Below are 19,570 nucleotides of genomic sequence, written 5' to 3'. Positions count from 1 at the left end.
TTAACGCCTATCCTTTAAATCTTCCTTATCTAAAGGCTTAAATCCAAAATTTAAAAAATTCTCTCCAAAATCTTTATGCCTTAAAAACAATTGCAAGCTATTTTGTGTGCGCTTATCTTGGGGCAAAAACTCGACAATATAATACTCGCCCCAACGCGTAGCATTACTTTGCATAAGTCCTTGTAAATCCTCTTTTTTTATCTCTGTAATTTTTATCGGAGTTTCTCCATTGCTAAGCGTCAAATGGAATCCATTTTCAAAAAATTTCTTAGGATTCTCTATTCCATGTTGAAAACTCTGATACACATCTAAAAAAAACACCTCATTAGCATTTTCTGGATATTTCTCTTTATCAAAAGCGTTTAAATGCGTAACGATTAACACGACTTGCACTCTATCATCAACAATTAATTCTGTTTTTCTTGTCGCTTGAATATAAGCTTCTTCAAATTTTTGTGGCACAATAGCAGATTTGACACTCTCACAACCCACAAAAAAAACAAAAGCTATGCCAAAAATTATCTCTTTTAACATTTAAACTCCGATTTGATAATAAGTAAAACCAAGCTCTTTAAGACGTTTTGCATTATACTGATTGCGTCCATCAAAAATCACTGGCGATTCTAAACGCTCCTTTATCTCTAAAAAATCTGGGCTTCTAAATTCTTTCCATTCTGTAACCAGCACCATTGCTTCACAATGATTTAAAGCATCATATTTGTTATTACAATACGTAATATTTGGGATTCCTTTTAAATAAAATTCTTGCGCTTCTTGCATTGCTTTTGGGTCATACACGCTAACTTTTGCTCCATTTTGCACCAACTCTTTAATAAGCACAATAGAAGTTGCCTCGCGCATATCATCTGTTCCGGGTTTAAAACTAAGCCCCCAAACTCCAATACGCTTACCCTTTAAATCCCCTTTAAAATGCTTAAGAATTTTCTGTCCCAAGATTCTTTTTTGTGCAATATTGACTTCTTCAACTGCTTGCAAGATTCTAGCTTCTCTACCATTATCTTTTGCTATCTTTTCTAATGCTTTAACATCTTTTGGAAAACAACTTCCACCATACCCACAACCCGGATAAATAAAACTATATCCAATGCGCTTATCACTTCCAATCCCCAAACGCACAGCATTAATATCTGCCCCTACTGCTTCACAAATATTTGCCATTTCATTCATAAAACTAATTTTTGTAGCAAGCATTGCATTTGCTGCGTATTTTGTCATTTCAGCACTTTTAATATCCATTACAATCAATCTATCAGAGCTTCTCAAAAAAGGCGCATATACTTCTTTTAAAATCTCTTTTGCCCAATCTTCTTCTATCCCAATCACCACTCTATCGGGTTTTAAAAAATCATTAATCGCATCGCCTTCTTTTAAAAACTCTGGATTGCTCGCCACACTAAATGGAATCGCAACTTGACGCTTTTGTAATTCTGCGCTAATTATATCTTTTACTTTTTGCGCTGTGCCAACTGGAACGGTAGATTTATCGACAATTAGCATTTTAGATTCCAAATGTTGCCCAATCTCTTTTGCTACCCCTAACACATATTGCAAATCCGCACTTCCATCTTCCTCCATAGGAGTTCCAACAGCAATAAAAGCAACTTCGGCTTTATTTAAAGCTTCTTTAAGCGCGGTTGTAAAATGCAAGTTTCCATTACTGATATTTTTTTGCACAATCTCTTCTAAACCCGGTTCAAAAATTGGAATCTCACCATTTCTTAATTTTTGGATTTTAGATTCTACAACATCTACACAAATCACATTATTTCCCATATCTGCTAAACACGCACCACTGACTAATCCCACATAACCTGTGCCAATAATTGCTATATTCATCTTTGTTAATCCTAAATTTTTCTGCAATTTTAGCATATTCTCATAATTAGAAAAACAAAGCAAACTTAAAGCAAAATAAATTTATAATGTTGCTATTTTGTAATTTAAGGCTTAAAATGGCGCGTCACCTACTAGAAACAAAAGATTTCAGCAAAGAAGAAATAGAAGGAATCTTAGATTTAGCGCAAAACTATTTAGATTCCAAAAACACATTAAATAGCAAAAATGCGCTTAATGGGCATATTGTTATTACTATCTTTTTTGAAAACTCCACCCGCACGCTTTCAAGTTTTGAAGTCGCTACTAAAAGACTAGGTGGTAGCGTTGTGCGCTTAGATGTTTCAAGAAGCTCCACAACAAAGGGAGAAACGCTCTTTGACACTGCTGCAAATCTTAATGCAATGCAACCTAGTGCAATTGTTGTGCGCCACAAAAATTCTGGTGTGCCAAATATTCTCTCAAAATATGTTACTTGTTCTATTATTAATGGTGGTGATGGCGCGCACGCTCATCCTACACAAGCACTCTTGGATTTGCTCACTTTGCGCAAACATTTAGGGAATCTGGAGGGCAAAAAAATTGCTATTGTGGGCGATATTCGTAATTCTCGTGTTGCAAATAGCAATATTGAGCTTTTAGGACGTTTTGGTATGGAAGTGATTCTAGTAGGTCCTCCGCATTTTATCCCTAAAACAAAATTACGCCATTGCCTGTTTTTAAAAGAAGCTATTGATTCCGTAGATGCAGTAATGAGCTTGCGCACACAGACAGAACGCCACGATTATCCGATTTATTCTAGTCTTAGAGATTATGCAAGTGATTATTGCATCACAAAAGAGCTTTTTGGAAATCGCAATATTATTTTATTACACCCAGGACCCGTGCATCGCAATATTGATATTAGCGATTCTATGCTAAAAGACCCGCGCTGCAAGGTTTTAGAGCAAGTAACACATGGGGTTGCGATTCGTATGGCAGTTTTAGAAACGCTAATCCATAGCAATCAAACAAAACTTCCAAAAAACTTCCCTTACTTTTAATGGTTTTAGAGCTTTTCACATTATTTTCTGTGGGATTTATTACCGCTTTAACGCCTGGTCCTGATATTTTATTTACACTTAAAAATACGCTAAATTATGGTATAAAAGCAGGTTTTTTAAGCTTTTTTGGAATCTTTTGTGGCTGGATTATATTTTTAAGTCTAGTTTATTTTGGTTTTGCGCATTTTGTCAGCGGATATTTTATGCAAGCAATTTTATGCGCATTAGGTGGAATCTATCTCTCTTATATTGCTTACTTGCTTTTGTTTAAAGCAAATCCTAATATTACATTAAACACAAATTCTACAAATCGTGAATCCTTGCAGAGAAAAACTCTATATTCTCTCTTGCCAAAAGGCTTACTGATAAATCTCTCAAATCCCAAAGCAATTCTATTTTTTGGGCTAATCATCACTCCTTTTATCGACAATCATCTTGCATTAAGCCTTATTGTATTGCTAACAAGTTTAACTTCTGCGTTTATCTTAGTGATTTTTCTTGCAACTTTCTTTAGAAAATTTATTAGCAATTCCTTATTTTATACGATTGATAAGATTTGTGGAATCTTATTTTTGTGCTTTGCCTTGCTTTTATTCTTTACAAGTTATCGTAACTTTATGGCTTTATAACAAAAAATCTTGACAAGAAAGGGCTTTTAGATTAAAATTCCGCATTACTTCATTGCAAAACCAAGAAACTATAAAGGTGCAACACTACTTTTGGATATAATCCCAAATTTCCCAAAATTTCTATGTCATGTTTAAACTTTTGCAAGGAATCCTAAATCAAATTCTAAGGTAAAAAATGAGCGAACAATCCGCAAATAAAAAAGAACATAAAACCCGCACACATACGCCTGTTGAAGGACACACTATTGAAGAATTGCGTGCAAAGCCTATCAATAAGCTTGCAGAAATTGCCATCTCACTAGGTATTGAAAATCCCCAAGAATTTTTGCGTCAAGATTTAATTTTTGAAATTCTTAAAACCCAAGTTAGTAAAGGTGGATTTATCCTATTTACCGGAATCCTAGAAATTACAAGCGAAGGCTATGGATTCTTGCGTGCTATTGATGAAAACTTCTCAGGTTCTCAAAATGACGCTTATGTTAGTAGCACACAAATTCGTAGATTTACTTTAAGAAATGGTGATATTATCACTGGGCAAGTTCGCTCACCTAAAGACCAAGAACGTTATTACGCACTCCTTAAGGTAGAGGCGATTAATTATCAGTCTCCAGAAGAGATGAAAAACCGCCCGCTTTTTGATAATCTCACCCCCCTTTTCCCAACAGAGCAAATCAAACTAGAATATAATAGCTTTAAAATCACAGGCAGAATGCTAGACCTTTTCGCACCCATTGGCAAGGGGCAACGCGCACTAATTGTCGCTCCACCAAGGACAGGTAAAACCGAGCTTATGAAAGAGCTCGCTTATGGAATCACACACAATCACCCAGAAGTAGAATTGATTGTTTTGCTTGTCGATGAGCGTCCAGAAGAAGTTACAGATATGGAACGAAGTGTTAAAGGTGAAGTGTATAGCTCCACTTTTGATATGCCCGCAAACAATCATACACGTGTGGCAGAGCTTGTTGTAGAAAAAGCAAAGCGTATGGTAGAAATGGGCAAAGATGTTGTGATTTTGCTAGATTCTATTACGCGTTTAGCACGGGCTTATAACACTGCTACACCGAGTAGTGGAAAGGTATTAAGCGGTGGTGTTGATGCAAATGCACTGCATAAGCCAAAACGTTTTTTTGGTGCAGCAAGGAATATTGAACAAGGCGGAAGCTTGACAATTATTGCAACTGCGTTGATTGAAACAGGCTCCAGAATGGACGAAGTGATTTTTGAAGAATTTAAAGGCACAGGAAATAGTGAAATTGTGCTTGCTAGAAATATTGCAGAGCGCAGAATCTATCCTGCAATGGATATTTTAAAAAGCGGCACACGTAAAGAAGAATTGCTTTTAGGGCAAGATAAATTACAAAAAGTTTGGGTGCTTCGCAATGCGATTCATCAAATGAATAATGAGATTGACGCACTCACCTTCCTTTACTCGCAAATGCAAAAAAGTAAAGATAATGAAGAATTTTTAAATATGATGAATGATAGTGCAAAAGACTAAAATAATTCCACAAAAAATCGGTGTTTTTGATAGCGGGGCTGGTGGAATTAGTGTTTTAAAAAGCCTAATCCATTCGCATAATTTTGAAGAAATTATTTATTATGGCGACACCGCGCGCGTCCCTTATGGAGTGCGTAGTCCAGAAACAATTGCACAATACTCCTTAGAAGCATTAGAATTTTTCAAAAGTTTTAATTTAGATTTGCTTGTGATTGCTTGCAATACCGTGAGTGCCTATGGATTGAAAGCTATGCAAGAAGTCGCACCCTATCCTATTATAGGAGTTATTGAGCCCGGTGTCCTAGCACTTAAAAATAAGCTTGCAAATAAGGATTCTAAAATCTTAATTTTAGGCACAAAAGCAACCATTCAAAGCAAACTTTATAGCAAACTTCTTAGTGTTGAAGGTTACCATAATACTTTTGGACTTGCGACAAGTCTTTTTGTCCCTATTGTTGAAGAAGGAATCTTTGAAGGGGCAATTTTAGATTCCACGATTGCGCATTATTTTAAGCAATATCCACAAACCCCTGATGCAATCATTCTAGGCTGCACACATTTTCCCCTTATTGCAAATTCCATCACTAATTTCTACCCCAAAAAACCCTTACTTATCCACTCCGGAGAAGCGATTATGGAATATTTACATAGCTCCTATATATTAAAAAATTTTAACAAACCTGCACAAGTCAAGTTTTATGCTAGCGATGCAGTAGAAAATTTAGAAAAAATTGCGAATCTTTGGCTAAACTAATTTAAAAATTCACTTAATTCAACCAAGCATTCCAAATTGTCCTATCCGATAAAGCGCAAAGTCATATTTAATCGGGTCATCTGCGTCAAATTCCCTTAAAGTCTCACTGACTTCTAATACGGATTTAAAATCATAAGTTTTACGTTTCAAAAGCCCTAATTGTTTTGAGATTCTAAACGTATGCGTATCAAGAGGAAGCAATAAATCACTTTTTTTGACACTGCTCCACAAACCTAAGTCCAAACAATCTTTTCTCACAACCCAACGCAAAAAGAGATTCCATCTTTTCAAAGGAGATGTATTATGCGCATTTATGGGCGCGCAAAGTAAGAATCGCAAACCTTTAGAATCCAATATTGTTAAATTGTTGTAAATTTTTGTTTGCAAAGTTTGGATTCCACCTAAGATTCCATATTTTTTATATCCTTGATAAAAAATCTCTTCTAAAGATTCTAAACGCGATAACGCACTAAAAAAATCTTGTATTTCTGCATTATTTTGAAAACGATAAGGTTTAATTGTTTGAAGCTTACAAGTCTCTTTGGAATCCAAATCTTTTAAATTACAACCTTGCAAAAAATTTAAAATCGCCTTCACATTCCCATAAGCAAACAATGCACAAAATAAAGCCACTTTTTCACTTTTTAATTCTCTTGCAACAAGCAAGGGGTCTAAAAGTGTTCTGTTGATAGCATTTTCTTGATTAAAAGCTTGATATTGCTCTTCTAAAAAATTGCGCAAAAATTTCTTTGAAGGACGTTTTGGAATCTTAAGCGTTTGCATTAGGGATTTTGCAGAATCTGTGTGGTATCCACTTTAAAATCAAAATACTTTGAAACAACTTTGGAATCCCCAAGCATTCCAAATTGAACGCTTGCAGCATTAAAGTTTTTTTCTTGTAGATAAATAATTGCATTTGCGATTCTTGTTTCATAATGCGTTGGTGCTTCTAATTTTGCAAGTTGCAAAAGCGCAGCCGCATTCTCTAAATGCCCTGCTCCAACTGCACTAACAGCAGTTAAAAAAAGTGTTTGTGTATCTTGCTCTTTAAAATCATCAATCAAACTATTATAAAGTGTGAAAGATTTTTCAAATTCTTGCAAATACAAATAAGTCAGTGCTAAAGCCTGAATCACACCGCGCACATCTTTTTGCTCTGTAATTAAACGCGTATCTAAATCTTGCTGAATATAATGCAGCGTCCCGATAATATGTGCCATTTCAATATACATCTCTCTAACCACAGATGCGCCGTAATAAAAAGCGTCTTTGTTAATTGTTTTATCTTGATAATATTGTTGAAGCTTTAAAGATAAGGCTTTGGGTTCATCTTTATAATTTAAAGCGAGCAAAGCGAGCAAATTTGCAATAGGGTCGCGAGGGGAAATTTGCTTTAAAGATTCCGCACTTTTAATCAGCAATGTTTGATTATTCATCTGCACACCTTGTGCAAAATCTAAAGCATAATAAATTGCCATATTGCTTTTTTCTTTCTCTAGCGATTCTAAAGGATTTGGAATCCCATCGCGCACAAAGTTTAAGAGTGCTTGTATAAACTCTTGCTCTATTGCGCTGCCATTAAAATTAATAATCTCTCTACCAATCTCTTCTTCTAAACGTGCCGTATCCCTATAAGTCAATCTTGCTGCAACCATTGCAAAAAGCCCAGCATTTAAATCACTAGGATTTAAATGAAATGCGCGCAAAAAATGGCGATAAGCTAAGTCAAAATCATTCATTTGCGCATAATTTAACCCTAAATTATAATGCAAAATAGAATGATTTGGATAAGTTTCTACCGCTTTTTTTAAGAGCGCGTTTGCATTGCGAATATTTCCGCTTAATGTTTCTAAAATCGCATTTGCAATATTACGATTAACGCGTGAAATTGTCTGCCCTCTAACTAAAATCTCCTTAGCTTCTTGTAAATTTTCAATATGGATATTCATTCCACCTTCTTGAATCACACTAAATGCTTCTTCTGCATCAAAAACTTTATAAGGAGCATAATAAAATAAAATCTTATACGCATTTAGCTTTTGCCCTGTAAAACTCTCCCAAAATCTTGCTTGCGCAACATCTACATTAAAAAACTCGTCTCTTAATGTGATTTTAACAGGATAAGGATTGCTATTTAATGCTACTTGATTCGTTGCGTATTTACTTGATAATTTTGATGCTTGTCCGTATTCTGGGAGCTTCATTTTAATAAGCAATAATGCAAAATCCGTTTCTTGCGTGCTGCCAAACGCATCAACACTTTGCAACATTAGTGAATTTGCGCGCTCATAATCCCCAATTCGCGCATATAATAGCGCAAGATTGAACCAATTGTGTGCATCTGTGGAATTTTTGCTTAGAGCTTCGATGGCTTTATAATTGTTTCCAAAATAAGCATACATTGCAGCAAGTAAAGCATCACTTTCTTTTTCATAATAAGGAGAATTTCTGTGCAACAATGACGAAAAAGCTTCTAAGTAATTCCCCAAATAAAAATTCGTCAAAGAATACAAATAAGAATACAAAGGTAAATTCCCAGAATACGGCAAATAAGTCTGTGCTAACTGCAAATAATAACGATATTTTAGTGGCTCTTCTAAGCGCAGAGAACACACTGCTGCATTTAACGCGCTAATGACGCGGTCTTCATTTAAGTCAATTGCTTTTTGGAAAGAATCTAATGCCTCTGCATAAGCCTTTTCTTCCATTTGAGCTACACCTAAATTATAATTAGACAAAACTTCAGAATAATTAGAAATTTTCCCATATAAATCTAGTGCTTCTTGTTTATTTCCATTTGTATATAAAAAATTTGCCTTTTTAATCAGTGCTTCTAAATTTTCTGCATCTGTAATTAGTTCTTTGCTTTGATTAATAATAAATTCTTTTGGAGGGGTTATTGCCGATTCTGTTTGCTGTGGAGCTTTATGCTCTTTGGTTAAAAGAACCCCAATAAGAAAAATAAACGCAAGTAATAAAAGCCCAAATAAAAAAGCTAACAAAACTGCTATTTTTTTATGTTTTACAAAATAATCTTGTAATTTAGCAAACTTGCTTGCTGGCTTTTGCGACTCTGGTTCTTTTTTTAGAATATCATCTAAAATATTAAAATTATCATCAAGCTGTATAACATTATTATCAGCTGTTTTTTCTGTGCTTTCTTGCGCGTTTGGCATCTACTATCTCAAATAAGGCTCTAAAACATGTGGAATCTCAATGCTTCCATCAGCTTTTTGGTAATTCTCCATAATCGCTACTAATGTTCTCCCAACTGCTAAACAAGAACCATTTAATGTATGCACCAAACAATTCTTTTTGTTAGAATCCTTATAGCGAATCTTAGCGCGTCTTGCCTGAAAATCTCGTGTATTAGAAATCGAGCTAATTTCACGATAGCAGTTTTGTCCGGGTAGCCACACTTCAATATCCACTGTGTTGCTTGCACTAAATCCTAAATCTCCACCACAAAGCTGCACAAGACGATGAGGAAGCCTGAGTGAAACCAAAAGTTCTGAAGCACAAGCAATCATTCTTTCTTGCATTGTATCACTATCTTGTGGCGTTGTGAGTGCGACAAGCTCTACTTTATCAAATTGGTGTTGGCGAATAATCCCTCTTGTATCGCGCCCTGCGCTTCCTGCTTCTTTTCTAAAGCATGGCGTATAAGCTGTTAGCATCATAGGAAGCATATCTTCTTTTAAAATCTCATCACTATAAAGATTTGTAAGTGTTGCTTCTGCTGTTGGAATCAAATATAAAGCGTGTCCCTTGCCACTTTCTTCATCTTTAAATTCAGAAACTTTAAACAAATCATCTTCAAACTTTGGCAACTGCCCTACTCCAAAAAGCGTTTGCGCATTTGCAATCGCTGGCGTTCCAACTTCACTAAATCCACGCGCAGTGTTGAAATCTAACATATAATTAATAAGTGCGCGCTCTAATTTAGCTCCCATTCCCATAAATACACTAAAACGACTTTTTGCAAGCTTCACACCGCGTTCAAAATCAATCCAACCATTTTGCTCGGCAAGTTCCCAATGCTCTTTTGGCTTAAAGTCAAATTGTGGAATCTCTAGCACCTTTTTAAGCTCTACATTATCGCTTTCATCTTCGCCAAATGGAGTTTTAGAATCTGGAATATTTGGAATACTATATGTTAGTTCTTGAAGTTTATTCTCCCAAACTTCTAATTCTTTAGCATATAAATCAATCTTGACTTTCAAGGCATCGCATTCTGATTTTAGTGTTATTATGTCCCCGCCTTCTTGTTTATATCTAGCAAATAACTTTGTTTTTGCATTTTGTTCTGCTTGCAACCCCTCTAGCGCAATTTTCTTTTGTTTATAGTTTAAACTACTCTCGCGCAAAGCATCTAGCAAAGTTGCATCAAGATTGCGTTTTGAGAGCTTTTCTACTACAGAATCAAAATCGCTGACAAGAAGTTTTAAATCAATCATAAATACCCCAAAAATTTAAAAATGCAAAGATTTTACAATACCGCTTTTTAAAACAGGCTAAAAATTTAATAAATTAGAAAAAATCAAAGAAAGATAATATATAATTCGATTTTTAAGGAGTTTAAATGGTTGGAAACTTTGCGCTTACACTTTCAATTTTATGTGGAATCTCATTAGTAATCTTAGCAATTACTGGAATTTCTATTAGTAAAAATCGCGATAGACTTACAGGATTTGAAAAAAAGATTCTCTTTTTTGTCGCGTTTTTATTATGTTTTGGTGTAATTTTACTCTACATTCTTTCAAATTTAGAGTTATTCTTTGCGCTCATTAATTAAGATTTCAAAATTATGGAATCTTAATTAAACTTTTTGCTTTCTCCAAATCCCACTTTGAAAAATTTTCCAATACACGAAAGCTCGCAAAAATGTTTCTAAACAAATACAAATATAAATATAAAACACCGGATAGCCCATTGTAGCAATCAAATAGCAAGGTAAAACACGCAATCCCCAAATCATTACACTATTAATCACAAGAGTAATTTTTGTAATGCCAGCCCCACGCAACGCGCCATCTAAAATACAAATAAACGCAAAGGCAACCTGTGAAATTCCAATAGGAATTAAATAAATTGTGCTTGCACGAATTGTCGCAGAATCCTCGCTAAAAAATCCCGACCAAAAGGGAGCAAAAACACTCATAAAAAATCCAACAATGCTCATAAAGATTCCACCTAAAAGTAAAGTGTTTAAAGTAGAATATTTTGCCTCTAAGGGTTTTTTTGCCCCAAGATTCTGCCCCATTAATGCCATTGCCGCAATCATAAATCCAAATCCGGGCATAAAAGCAAAACCTTCAATCCTTGTTGCAATCTGATACCCTGCTAAATCATAAGTCCCATAAAGTGCCACAAATTTTGTCATTATAATAATCGCAAACAAAGTAAAAAGACGCTCACAACCGCTAGGAATCCCGATAATAAAAGCGCGCTTGATATAATCTAAGTTGATTCTACCCTTTAAAGAAATGGGGCTGTTTTTATAAATTAGCAAAAGTAAAAAAAGTGCCGATGTTTCTAAAAAGTTAATAATCAATGTCCCAATAGCCGCTCCAATTACTCCAAAAGCAGGAATAAAAATAAAGCCAAAAATTAAAATATACTTCACAAAAGGATTAATAAGTGTAATAATAATTTTAATATAAAAAGGAAATTTTGTAGCTCCAGCAGCGGAAAATGCAGAGATACTCACTTGTCTAATCAAAAGCAAAGGCACACTAAAAAGCACGATTGCTAAATATGCACTCCCAATGCTATGCGCTTCACTAGAGATTCCAATCCAAGAGAAAAAAAACTCATAACCAAAGAATCCTAATAGCATTAAAGGTATGGAAAAACAAAAAGAAGCAAAGGTTAAACTTAGCACAACCTCATCTGCACTTCTTTTATCATTTGCTCCTAAAAACCTTGCTACAAGTGCGCTATTCCCCACAAAAATAATCGCAATAAAGGCAAACATTAGCATGATAAAATTTAAACTCACCCCAACTGCTACAATCGCATTTGCCCCAAAAGTGCCAATCATTAATAAATCAATACTAAGATTAATAATATCAAGCAATGAATTAAGACCAGAAGGAAGTGCGATATTTAGGATTCTACGACTTCTATCTTTAGAAAAAAAACGCAATCTATCAAACACATTTGTTCCAGAATTATGAAGATACAAGCTTCAATTATAACAAAATTTAATCCCTACTTCCAAAACTCTGTATTTGTAATCCCTACATCTGATGCTTTAAACACAGGATTCTTACCTGCTTTTCTCTGCGATTCATAATCTTTTAAAACCAACACTGCAATATTGCTCAAAAGTAAAATCACAACAATATTAATGCTCGCCATAAATCCCATAAAAACATCTGCTAAATCCCAAGCAAGTGATAAATCTAATTGCGCACCAATAAAAACAACAACCACAGCACAAGACCTAAAAACTTGTAAGGCAAGCTTATTTTCTGTAATAAATTTGAAATTTGCCTCTGCATAAAAATAATTTCCAATTAATGAAGTAAAAGCAAAAAGCACGATTGCTATGCTGACAAACATCAATCCAAAAGTCCCAAAATGTCCTTGCATTACCCCTTGCATTAAAGCCATGCCTGCTAAGTTTTTTGTATCAATGCTAGAACAAAGCACCATAAATGCACTTGCAGAACAAATAATAAGTGTATCAATAAATACAGATAAAGTTTGTACCATTCCTTGTTTTGCTGGGTGGCTAGTATGCGCTGCTGCTGCAGCATTTGGAGCAGAACCCATACCCGCTTCATTAGAAAATAAACCGCGTTTGATTCCAATAACAATCGCACTTCCAGCAAATCCACTAAAAATTGCCTCAAAATTAAATGCTTCTTGTAAAACATTTCCAAAAATAAGTGGAATCTTATCAAGATTCATTCCAATCACACAAAGTGCTATCACAAGATAACCAAACGCCATAATAGGGACAAGAATCGAAGAAATCACTGCTGATTTTTTCGCCCCACCAAAAAAGAAAAATGATACCAAAACCGCTAAAATAAGTCCTATAAAAATTGTTAAATAACTATTATTATAAGTTTCTGTCCCTACAAAAATTTCAAAAGAAGATGCTAGCGTATAAGACTGCAATCCATTAAATCCACATGCAAAGCAAAAAATTAAAGAGAGCGCAAATATTACACCAAGCATACGTGAGTTTAACGCTGTTTCAATGTAATATGCAGGACCGCCTTTATAATTATGCTCTCCATCTCTGCGTTTATAAACTTGTGCAAGCGTAGATTCCACAAAAGCACTAGCTCCCCCCACAATCGCAGTAATCCACATCCAAAACAATGCCCCAACACCTCCTCCAGCAATTGCTACAGAAACTCCTACAATATTTCCGATTCCAACACGCGAAGCAGTAGAAATCATCAAAGCCCCAAAAGGCGTAATATGCTCCTTGCTTCCACGTTCTTTTAAAACCAAAAATGCGTCTTTTAAAAATCTCAACTGAATAAAACGCGTCCTAATCGTCAAATACAATCCACATAAAATTAGTGCAAAAACAAGCCAATAGGTATATAAAAACCCGCTTATTGCACCAACTAGATTATAAAACATCTCCACATAGAATCCTTATATTAAAATTTATAAGATTCTAGCAAAATATTTATCACTATGTAATAAAGTTACATTTCTATATTGTAAATTTATAACAACTAATCTCCTGCTCTAACACGTAAAAACACCGGAAAACGAGGAATATTATTTTTGGTATAACCTTGATATTTGTAAGTAATAATCGTGCCGATTTTTGGAGGATTTTCGCGCTCTTCATCTTTTAATCCTGTGCCAATTTTAAAACGTTTTCTCTCGCCAAGAATCTCTCCCTCACACCAAATTGCACCCACTCTACCAGCATTCCTACCTTTTCCTTGCGTATAGCCTTGCACAATACATTCTGCGTCTGTAAAAGGTTTCAGTTTATAGCCAATTTGAGAATGCGAATTTTTACGCAAAACAACACCTTCGCCGCCCTTTTTTAAAATCTCTTGATAATAAGATTCCAAATGCTCACGATTTTGTATAGGGATTTGGGGAATGATTTTAATAAAAGCATTAGGAGATTTGTTTAAATAATTTTCAAGCTCTTTTAAGCGCATTGTTAGTGTGCATTTTTCACAAATTCCTTGCACATCAAAAACGAAATAAATGATATTTTGCCACTCTTTTTCATTAGGAATAGAATCCCGCACAATACTTGAAGTTTTTTCAAAGCTCTTATAACCAAACCATAATTCTCCATCAAGCGCAAAAGGAGGAAAATTATCAAGCCAAAATTTTGGAGCTTGAATGCTGTTACCTTTACGCGTTTTTAGACTCTTTCCGTCCCAGATTCCGCGCACACCATCAAATTTTTCACTCATAACAAATTGTGGCAATTCTTGTGGAGAAATACAATGTTCTTCATAGAAGCTAAAGCTTGGAATCTCCGCGTATATCTGGAGATTCCAACCCAAAAATAATAAAAGGAATAATTTAAATAATCTCAAATATCTATTCCCGATTATTTGATGATTTAATTATAGCCCTTGCTCAATCATCGCATTTGCAACTTTACGGAATCCTGCAATATTCGCTCCAAGCACAAGGTTAGTAGGCTCTCCAAATTCTTTTGCTGTTTCACTTGCATTAGCATAAATATTTCTCATAATATTATGCAACTTTTTATCTACTTCTTCAAAAGTCCAAGAGCTCATAGAGGCATTTTGACTCATTTCAAGTCCGCTTGTCGCTACACCTCCAGCATTAGCCGCTTTACCCGGACCATAGCAGATTTTAGCGTCTAAGAACTTATGCACTGCTTCAATTGTTGAAGGCATATTTGCTCCCTCACTTACGCACTTACAACCATTTTTAAGCAAATTCTCTGCATCTTTTGCGTTAATTTCATTTTGTGTTGCGCTAGGAAATGCTGCAAAAGCGGGAATTGTCCATAAAGGATTATGGTCGCTTGGATAATCTTTCACGCTAGTCCATTTCGCACTACTACGCTCTTTTGCATAAGATTCCAAACTTTCGCGTCTTACTTCTTTAATCTCTTTTAAAAGTGCTAAATCAATTCCTGCTTCATCATAAATCATACCTTTAGAATCACTGATTGTTACAGGTTTTGCGCCGAGTTGTTGGAGTTTTTCCACTGTGTAAATTGCTACATTTCCACTACCAGAAACTAAGCACACTTTGCCTTCTAAACAGCCAAGATTGCTGTGTGATAACATTTCTTGCGCAAAATACACACTTCCATAACCTGTCGCTTCTGTGCGCACAAGGCTACCCCCCCAAAGCAAAGATTTACCTGTTAGCACACCATCATAACGATTTGTTAATTTTTTGTATTGCCCAAACAAATAACCAATCTCACGCCCACCTACTCCAATATCACCTGCTGGAACATCAGTATGCGCACCAATATGACGATAAAGCTCGTTCATAAAAGCTTGACAGAATCGCATAACTTCTCTATCACTTTTTCCTTTTGGGTCAAAGTCGCTTCCGCCTTTACCACCGCCCATAGCAAGCCCGGTTAAAGAGTTTTTAAAGATTTGTTCAAATCCTAAAAACTTAATAATCCCTTCTGTTACGCTAGGGTGGAATCTCAAACCTCCTTTATAAGGACCAATCACAGAGCTAAACTGAATACGATAACCGCGATTAACTTGGATTTCTCCTTTATCATCTTCCCAAGTTACGCGAAAATTAATTTGTCGCTCTGGAATTACAATTCTCTCTAAAATTTTATTCTTTTGATACCTCTTATCTTTTTGAAGTGCTGGCTCAATAGATTCTAATACTTCTTTAACTGCTTGATGAAACTCTTTTTGCTCTGGATAAAGCACTTGAACTCTTTGGATAATTTCTTGTGCGTAAGACATTGTCATTCCTTTATTTTAAATTGCGTCTAATTATTTTCGCGATGAAATTGTATTAAAATAAAATTTAAATTAAACTTATAACTTAATATTTTTTATTAATTTTATTATTATATCTTTAAAAACATTGTTTTTTATAATGCTAATTTGGCACTAATTTTGATATAAAACAAAACTTATAAACAAAAAATTTATAAAAAGTTATTTAGTTTTTTAAAAAATTGTCGATATAGAGAATGTTAAACAAAAAGTAAAAGGAGAAACAATGCAAGCAGGCATTAATTTCTCTTCTTTGCAGGCTTTTGAATTTTCACACACTTTAGCCACCACGCATTTAAGTGTAAATCAAAAGAATACCAAAGAAGAGATTACAAATACACAAGCAAACAGCGTTCCACAATCTAACATTGACAAAGATGGAAATGGACAAACTTCAGAGGTTCTCTCTAGCAATACTTTAAGTAGCGGAAGCTTAAATGACTTCCAAAAACTTATTGTCAATAAAGCGTTAGAAAAAGTTACTCAAATTAAAGAGGAAATGTTAAAAACATGGGAAGAAATTTTTGGGCTTAAGCCTAGCAATTCTTCTAATAGTTCTCAAAATATCAATTTGAGTATAGAATCTTTGTTAAATGCAACCTTAGAGCAAAAAGCATTAGGCAGCGGAATTAGCATTTCTCAAGGCTTTTCACAATCCTTGCAAGTTTCTATTCAAGGGACAATTATCGCAAGTGATGGCACAAAAAGACAACTAGACATTAGTATTGGAATCTCACAAAGCTTTATGCAAAATCTCCAAATTAGTGGTGTTGGCAATAATAATACACAAACATCAAACAAAAAAGTGATTGACCCACTTGTCATTGATTATGAAGGAAGCGGGACAGAGCTTAGTGATACCAAAATGCACTTTGACTTAGATAGCGATGGCAAACCAGACCAAATTGCAACACTTAAAAAAGGTTCAGGATTCCTAGCACTTGATAAAAATGGCGATGGCAAAATCAATGATGGCAGTGAGCTTTTTGGCACAAAAAGCGGTGATGGGTTCAAAGATTTAAGCGTCTATGATGCAAATGGTGATGGCAAAATTGATAAAGAAGACCCAATCTATGACAAATTAAGAATCTGGACACCAGATGGCAATGGAGAAGGACAACTTGTAGGGCTTGGCGAAAAAGGAATCGGTGTTATTTATCTTAATGCTCAAGAAAGTCAAGAAATGATGCGAGGAGAAAATGGCGATTTATTGGGAATCAAACAAAAAACTGCTGATTTTCTCTTTGAAAATGGAAACAATGGAAAAATCCACCATATTGACTTAGTAAGCGAGAAAATTAAAGATGAAGCTTTGCAAAACCAAGCGCAAAATGATGCAATTCTCTCACAAGGCGGACAAAGCATTTCACAAATCCTAGCTAGTAAAGCTTATGGTGCTAACATTAACTTCCAAAGCACACAAGCTACATTCGCACAAAATAACACTAGCAGTAGCGGAATCTTAAGTGGTATCCTAAGTAATAGCAATATTAGCTTTGCGCAAATCTCTAATATTGAAATAAATATCTCTTTAAGTATGAGTTCTTTACAAAGTGGAAAAAATGGAGTAAGCTTCGAGCTTTCACAAATGTGGGCAAAACTTGAAAGTAACTTTGGAAAAATCCAATCCAATCAAAATGATAACCCAAAAACAACAGGAAATCTTGTAGAATCTCTACTAAACCATTTTGAAACAAGCTACAAAAATATCAACCGCCTACTTTTTGACCCAAGCACACAAAAAGATAGCGCAAATACTTTTGATTTAAATGCCTTAAATATGTTGCGCATTACTAGACTTTTAGGAGCATAACCCTTAGCTCATTTGAGCTAGGGTAACCCAATGCAAACAAAATCTCTCTCATTTCACATATTCTCCTTTTTTATCTACTTGTAAATCAATCCATATTTTAGTTTTTGGGACAATTTGATAGAGATAAGGTAAGTCTTTTTTAAAGACTTCTGCGGTGCTTTTTATAGAGTCTGTTAGAATATTAACTCCTTGAATTGCCGCTAAATATTCTGTTCTTTCCTTTCTCTTAGATTCCTCTAATGCTCTTAAATATTCACTGCTTGCAGTTTTAAACTCATCACTACTTAAAGATAATGCACTCCAGCCTACTTCACTTAGTTTCCTATCATTAACAAATGTAATTTTTCTCAAAAAAACCAACGCCAATAAGCCATACCAAAAGCAATAATTAATATGATTCCAGCAAAGCTTAATAAAATCCCAAATCTAAACATATCCCAAATTTTCACTCCCCCTTTGCTAAAAACTATCGCATTAGGTGGCGTAGAAATCGGAAACATAAAAGAAAATCCAACACAAATCGTAGCAATTAGCATGACTAAACTTTGCATTTGTGGGTCTAAAAAGTCCTTAGTTGAGGCAAAAATTGCAGACAAAAGAATCGCGATTAAGGCAGTAGAGCTAATAAACATCGTCAAACACAAAACCAAAAGGCAAACACAAAGCAAAAAAACCAGAATCGGCAAACTACCAAAATATTCAAAAATAGGCTTAAAAGAATCTCCAAGTTGCATTTCTGCAATCGCCATTGCGATACAAAACCCAGCACCAAATAAAAACATCACTTCAAAAGGAATCGCTTTAGAATCCTCCCAGCGTAAGCAACCAATTTTTGGCACAAACATCAAAAGCCCAAAACTAAGCAAAAGGATATTTTCATTAAACCCAAGCCCACTATAAATTGGCTTTATTGGCGAATTAAGTAGCAATAGTAACAACAAAATGCCAATAAGAGCCATTAGCTTTTTATGTTCTAAAGTTATTTTAATCTCCTCAAAAGCATCAATTTTGAGTTCCTCATTTGGGAGATTGAAAGAAAGAATCTTAATCATCACATACAACATACTTAAAGTCAAAGGCAACATCATAAAAATCCAAGCAGCAAAGCCGATACTCTCAAAATGCACGGTTTCTAAAAAACCCAAAAAGATAAGATTTGGCGGCGTGCCTATGGGCGTAGTGATTCCGCTGATACTTGCACCAAAAGCAACAGATAGCAAAAATCTCGCTTTTAAGGATTCTTCTTGTGTGATAGAAAATGCAATAGGGATTAGCAAAAGTGCCACCGTAGAATTAGACAACACACTTCCTAGCGCGACACTTGCTACCCCAAGTGCAGTGATAACTCCTTTTGGTGTGGGAGGGAAATAACTCAAAAATTTTCTAGCAATGATTTTGTGCAAACCTATCTTTTCTACGCCAATAGCAAGCATAAAACCACCTAAAAATAAAAAAATAATTGGATTTGCATAATTGCTTGTCGCGCTTTTCACATCTAAGATTCCAAAAGCAGGAAACAAAATAATCGGAAACAACGACACAATGCCAAGCGGCAAAGCTTCATTAATCCACAAAACAATCAAGAAATATAAAATGCCAATAAATGCCCCAACTTCAAATGAAGCAGAAAAATAATAAATGCTTAAAAATCCTGCCAAAATTGCACAAATAAAAGCCAAGCTTAAACCAGATAGAATCTGAAAATGTGTTTTGAATTTTAATTTTTTTCGCACCCGCAGTCTAAGCTTCATCATAACCCTTATTTATTATTTTTTTATAAAATTATAGCATAAGAATTAATTTAGGATTCCTTTTGTGTTTTTAAAAAAGCAAACTAAAGTTTTATCACAAGGAAGTTAAAAAGAATTGTGTAAATTTTTCAAAAGCCTTGTTCTTCTTGTATGGGATTTTGATTAGCAAAAACAAATCTTTAAATTTATGCGTATTAGATTGCCAAAAGATGCAATTCAAAATATAAAATAATACCTAGAAATTTAAAATCTCTAGGTATTGAAAT

Annotated in this window: 17 protein-coding genes; 6 read left to right on the top strand and 11 right to left on the bottom strand. The window is 34.8% G+C overall.

All coding sequences use genetic code 11. The features are described 5' to 3' along the window. Positions 1–534: a hypothetical protein gene (locus LS70_RS00165; RefSeq protein WP_034287045.1), complete on the bottom strand. Its 534-nt coding sequence runs from the start codon at positions 532–534 to the stop codon at positions 1–3. After that, a complete protein-coding gene (locus LS70_RS00160; RefSeq protein ID WP_034287043.1) occupies positions 535–1,857 on the bottom strand; it encodes a UDP-glucose dehydrogenase family protein in 1,323 nt (440 codons plus the stop codon). A gap of 116 nt (positions 1,858–1,973) precedes the next feature. On the opposite strand from LS70_RS00160, the gene LS70_RS00155 reads away from it, so the two are divergent. The 4 genes from LS70_RS00155 to murI all read left to right on the top strand — a co-directional run bounded on the left by LS70_RS00155 (position 1,974) and on the right by murI (position 5,781). Further along, positions 1,974–2,897, top strand: a complete 924-nt coding sequence (locus LS70_RS00155; protein ID WP_034287040.1) for an aspartate carbamoyltransferase catalytic subunit — start codon at positions 1,974–1,976, stop codon at positions 2,895–2,897. Continuing rightward, entirely contained in the window at positions 2,897–3,526 is a 630-nt protein-coding gene (locus LS70_RS00150; RefSeq protein ID WP_034287038.1) for a LysE family translocator, read from the top strand. The genes LS70_RS00155 and LS70_RS00150 overlap by 1 nt, the downstream gene beginning before the upstream one ends. A gap of 175 nt (positions 3,527–3,701) precedes the next feature. Then, positions 3,702–5,027, top strand: coding sequence for a transcription termination factor Rho (gene rho, locus LS70_RS00145; RefSeq protein WP_034287036.1), 1,326 nt, complete (start codon positions 3,702–3,704; stop codon positions 5,025–5,027). Beyond that, positions 5,008–5,781: a glutamate racemase gene (gene murI, locus LS70_RS00140; RefSeq protein WP_201273940.1), complete on the top strand. Its 774-nt coding sequence runs from the start codon at positions 5,008–5,010 to the stop codon at positions 5,779–5,781. The genes rho and murI overlap by 20 nt, the downstream gene beginning before the upstream one ends. An 18-nt stretch (positions 5,782–5,799) precedes the next feature. Here the strand turns inward: murI and LS70_RS00135 are convergent, their stop codons facing one another. From LS70_RS00135 to serS, 3 genes are read right to left on the bottom strand one after another with little or no spacing between them, the layout of a single operon-like run. Then, positions 5,800–6,564: a TIGR02757 family protein gene (locus LS70_RS00135; RefSeq protein ID WP_052083255.1), complete on the bottom strand. Its 765-nt coding sequence runs from the start codon at positions 6,562–6,564 to the stop codon at positions 5,800–5,802. Continuing rightward, positions 6,564–8,957: a tetratricopeptide repeat protein gene (locus LS70_RS00130; protein ID WP_138109271.1), complete on the bottom strand. Its 2,394-nt coding sequence runs from the start codon at positions 8,955–8,957 to the stop codon at positions 6,564–6,566. The genes LS70_RS00135 and LS70_RS00130 overlap by 1 nt, the downstream gene beginning before the upstream one ends. A 3-nt stretch (positions 8,958–8,960) precedes the next feature. Next, on the bottom strand, positions 8,961–10,238 hold the full coding sequence (gene serS / locus LS70_RS00125; RefSeq protein ID WP_034287031.1) for a serine--tRNA ligase: 1,278 nt from the start codon (positions 10,236–10,238) through the stop codon (positions 8,961–8,963). Positions 10,239–10,363: 125 nt separating this feature from the next. On the opposite strand from serS, the gene LS70_RS00120 reads away from it, so the two are divergent. Then, the gene (locus tag LS70_RS00120) at positions 10,364–10,576 is read left to right on the top strand and encodes a hypothetical protein (protein WP_034287029.1); all 213 of its coding nucleotides are present in this window, start codon (positions 10,364–10,366) and stop codon (positions 10,574–10,576) included. A gap of 24 nt (positions 10,577–10,600) precedes the next feature. Here LS70_RS00120 and LS70_RS00115 read toward each other — a convergent pair whose 3' ends face one another. The 4 genes from LS70_RS00115 to gdhA form a co-directional block, all read right to left on the bottom strand. Beyond that, the gene (locus LS70_RS00115; RefSeq protein ID WP_034288877.1) at positions 10,601–11,941 is read right to left on the bottom strand and encodes an MATE family efflux transporter; all 1,341 of its coding nucleotides are present in this window, start codon (positions 11,939–11,941) and stop codon (positions 10,601–10,603) included. A 53-nt stretch (positions 11,942–11,994) separates the two neighbouring features. Next, the gene (locus LS70_RS00110) at positions 11,995–13,389 is read right to left on the bottom strand and encodes an alanine/glycine:cation symporter family protein (protein ID WP_034288874.1); all 1,395 of its coding nucleotides are present in this window, start codon (positions 13,387–13,389) and stop codon (positions 11,995–11,997) included. A 98-nt stretch (positions 13,390–13,487) separates the two neighbouring features. Then, entirely contained in the window at positions 13,488–14,321 is an 834-nt protein-coding gene (locus LS70_RS00105) for a DNA ligase (protein WP_236096398.1), read from the bottom strand. Positions 14,322–14,351: 30 nt separating this feature from the next. After that, positions 14,352–15,704 carry an NADP-specific glutamate dehydrogenase gene (gene gdhA / locus LS70_RS00100; protein WP_034287027.1) on the bottom strand — a complete coding sequence of 451 codons (1,353 nt, stop codon included), beginning with the start codon at positions 15,702–15,704 and terminating at the stop codon, positions 14,352–14,354. 262 nt (positions 15,705–15,966) lie between these two features. Between gdhA and LS70_RS00095 the strand changes: the two genes are divergently transcribed. Continuing rightward, on the top strand, positions 15,967–17,553 hold the full coding sequence (locus tag LS70_RS00095; RefSeq protein ID WP_052083253.1) for an FG-GAP repeat domain-containing protein: 1,587 nt from the start codon (positions 15,967–15,969) through the stop codon (positions 17,551–17,553). A 48-nt stretch (positions 17,554–17,601) separates the two neighbouring features. Here the strand turns inward: LS70_RS00095 and LS70_RS00090 are convergent, their stop codons facing one another. Both LS70_RS00090 and LS70_RS00085 read right to left on the bottom strand, forming a co-directional pair. Continuing rightward, entirely contained in the window at positions 17,602–17,904 is a 303-nt protein-coding gene (locus LS70_RS00090; protein ID WP_138109269.1) for a hypothetical protein, read from the bottom strand. Then, positions 17,901–19,304: an SLC13 family permease gene (locus LS70_RS00085; RefSeq protein WP_034287024.1), complete on the bottom strand. Its 1,404-nt coding sequence runs from the start codon at positions 19,302–19,304 to the stop codon at positions 17,901–17,903. Before LS70_RS00085 ends, LS70_RS00090 begins: the two co-directional genes overlap by 4 nt. Positions 19,305–19,570: the final 266 nt, after the last annotated feature.

It is taken from the genome of Helicobacter sp. MIT 11-5569 (assembly GCF_000765695.2).
In the GTDB taxonomy this organism is placed as follows: Bacteria; Campylobacterota; Campylobacteria; order Campylobacterales; family Helicobacteraceae; genus Helicobacter_D.
The sequence above is the reverse complement of the archived record's forward strand: the minus strand, read 5'-3'. Positions and strand labels throughout refer to the sequence as shown.

Excerpts from the sequence above, each read along its gene's own strand:
- LS70_RS00165 (WP_034287045.1), bottom strand. The coding sequence starts at position 534 with ATGTTAAAAGAGATAATTTTTGGCATAGCTTTTGTTTTTTTTGTGGGT.
- LS70_RS00160 (WP_034287043.1), bottom strand. The coding sequence starts at position 1,857 with ATGAATATAGCAATTATTGGCACAGGTTATGTGGGATTAGTCAGTGGT.
- LS70_RS00155 (WP_034287040.1), top strand. The coding sequence starts at position 1,974 with ATGGCGCGTCACCTACTAGAAACAAAAGATTTCAGCAAAGAAGAAATA.
- LS70_RS00150 (WP_034287038.1), top strand. The coding sequence starts at position 2,897 with ATGGTTTTAGAGCTTTTCACATTATTTTCTGTGGGATTTATTACCGCT.
- rho (WP_034287036.1), top strand. The coding sequence starts at position 3,702 with ATGAGCGAACAATCCGCAAATAAAAAAGAACATAAAACCCGCACACAT.
- murI (WP_201273940.1), top strand. The coding sequence starts at position 5,008 with ATGATAGTGCAAAAGACTAAAATAATTCCACAAAAAATCGGTGTTTTT.
- LS70_RS00135 (WP_052083255.1), bottom strand. The coding sequence starts at position 6,564 with ATGCAAACGCTTAAGATTCCAAAACGTCCTTCAAAGAAATTTTTGCGC.
- LS70_RS00130 (WP_138109271.1), bottom strand. The coding sequence starts at position 8,957 with ATGCCAAACGCGCAAGAAAGCACAGAAAAAACAGCTGATAATAATGTT.
- serS (WP_034287031.1), bottom strand. The coding sequence starts at position 10,238 with ATGATTGATTTAAAACTTCTTGTCAGCGATTTTGATTCTGTAGTAGAA.
- LS70_RS00120 (WP_034287029.1), top strand. The coding sequence starts at position 10,364 with ATGGTTGGAAACTTTGCGCTTACACTTTCAATTTTATGTGGAATCTCA.
- LS70_RS00110 (WP_034288874.1), bottom strand. The coding sequence starts at position 13,389 with ATGTTTTATAATCTAGTTGGTGCAATAAGCGGGTTTTTATATACCTAT.
- gdhA (WP_034287027.1), bottom strand. The coding sequence starts at position 15,704 with ATGTCTTACGCACAAGAAATTATCCAAAGAGTTCAAGTGCTTTATCCA.
- LS70_RS00095 (WP_052083253.1), top strand. The coding sequence starts at position 15,967 with ATGCAAGCAGGCATTAATTTCTCTTCTTTGCAGGCTTTTGAATTTTCA.
- LS70_RS00085 (WP_034287024.1), bottom strand. The coding sequence starts at position 19,304 with ATGAAGCTTAGACTGCGGGTGCGAAAAAAATTAAAATTCAAAACACAT.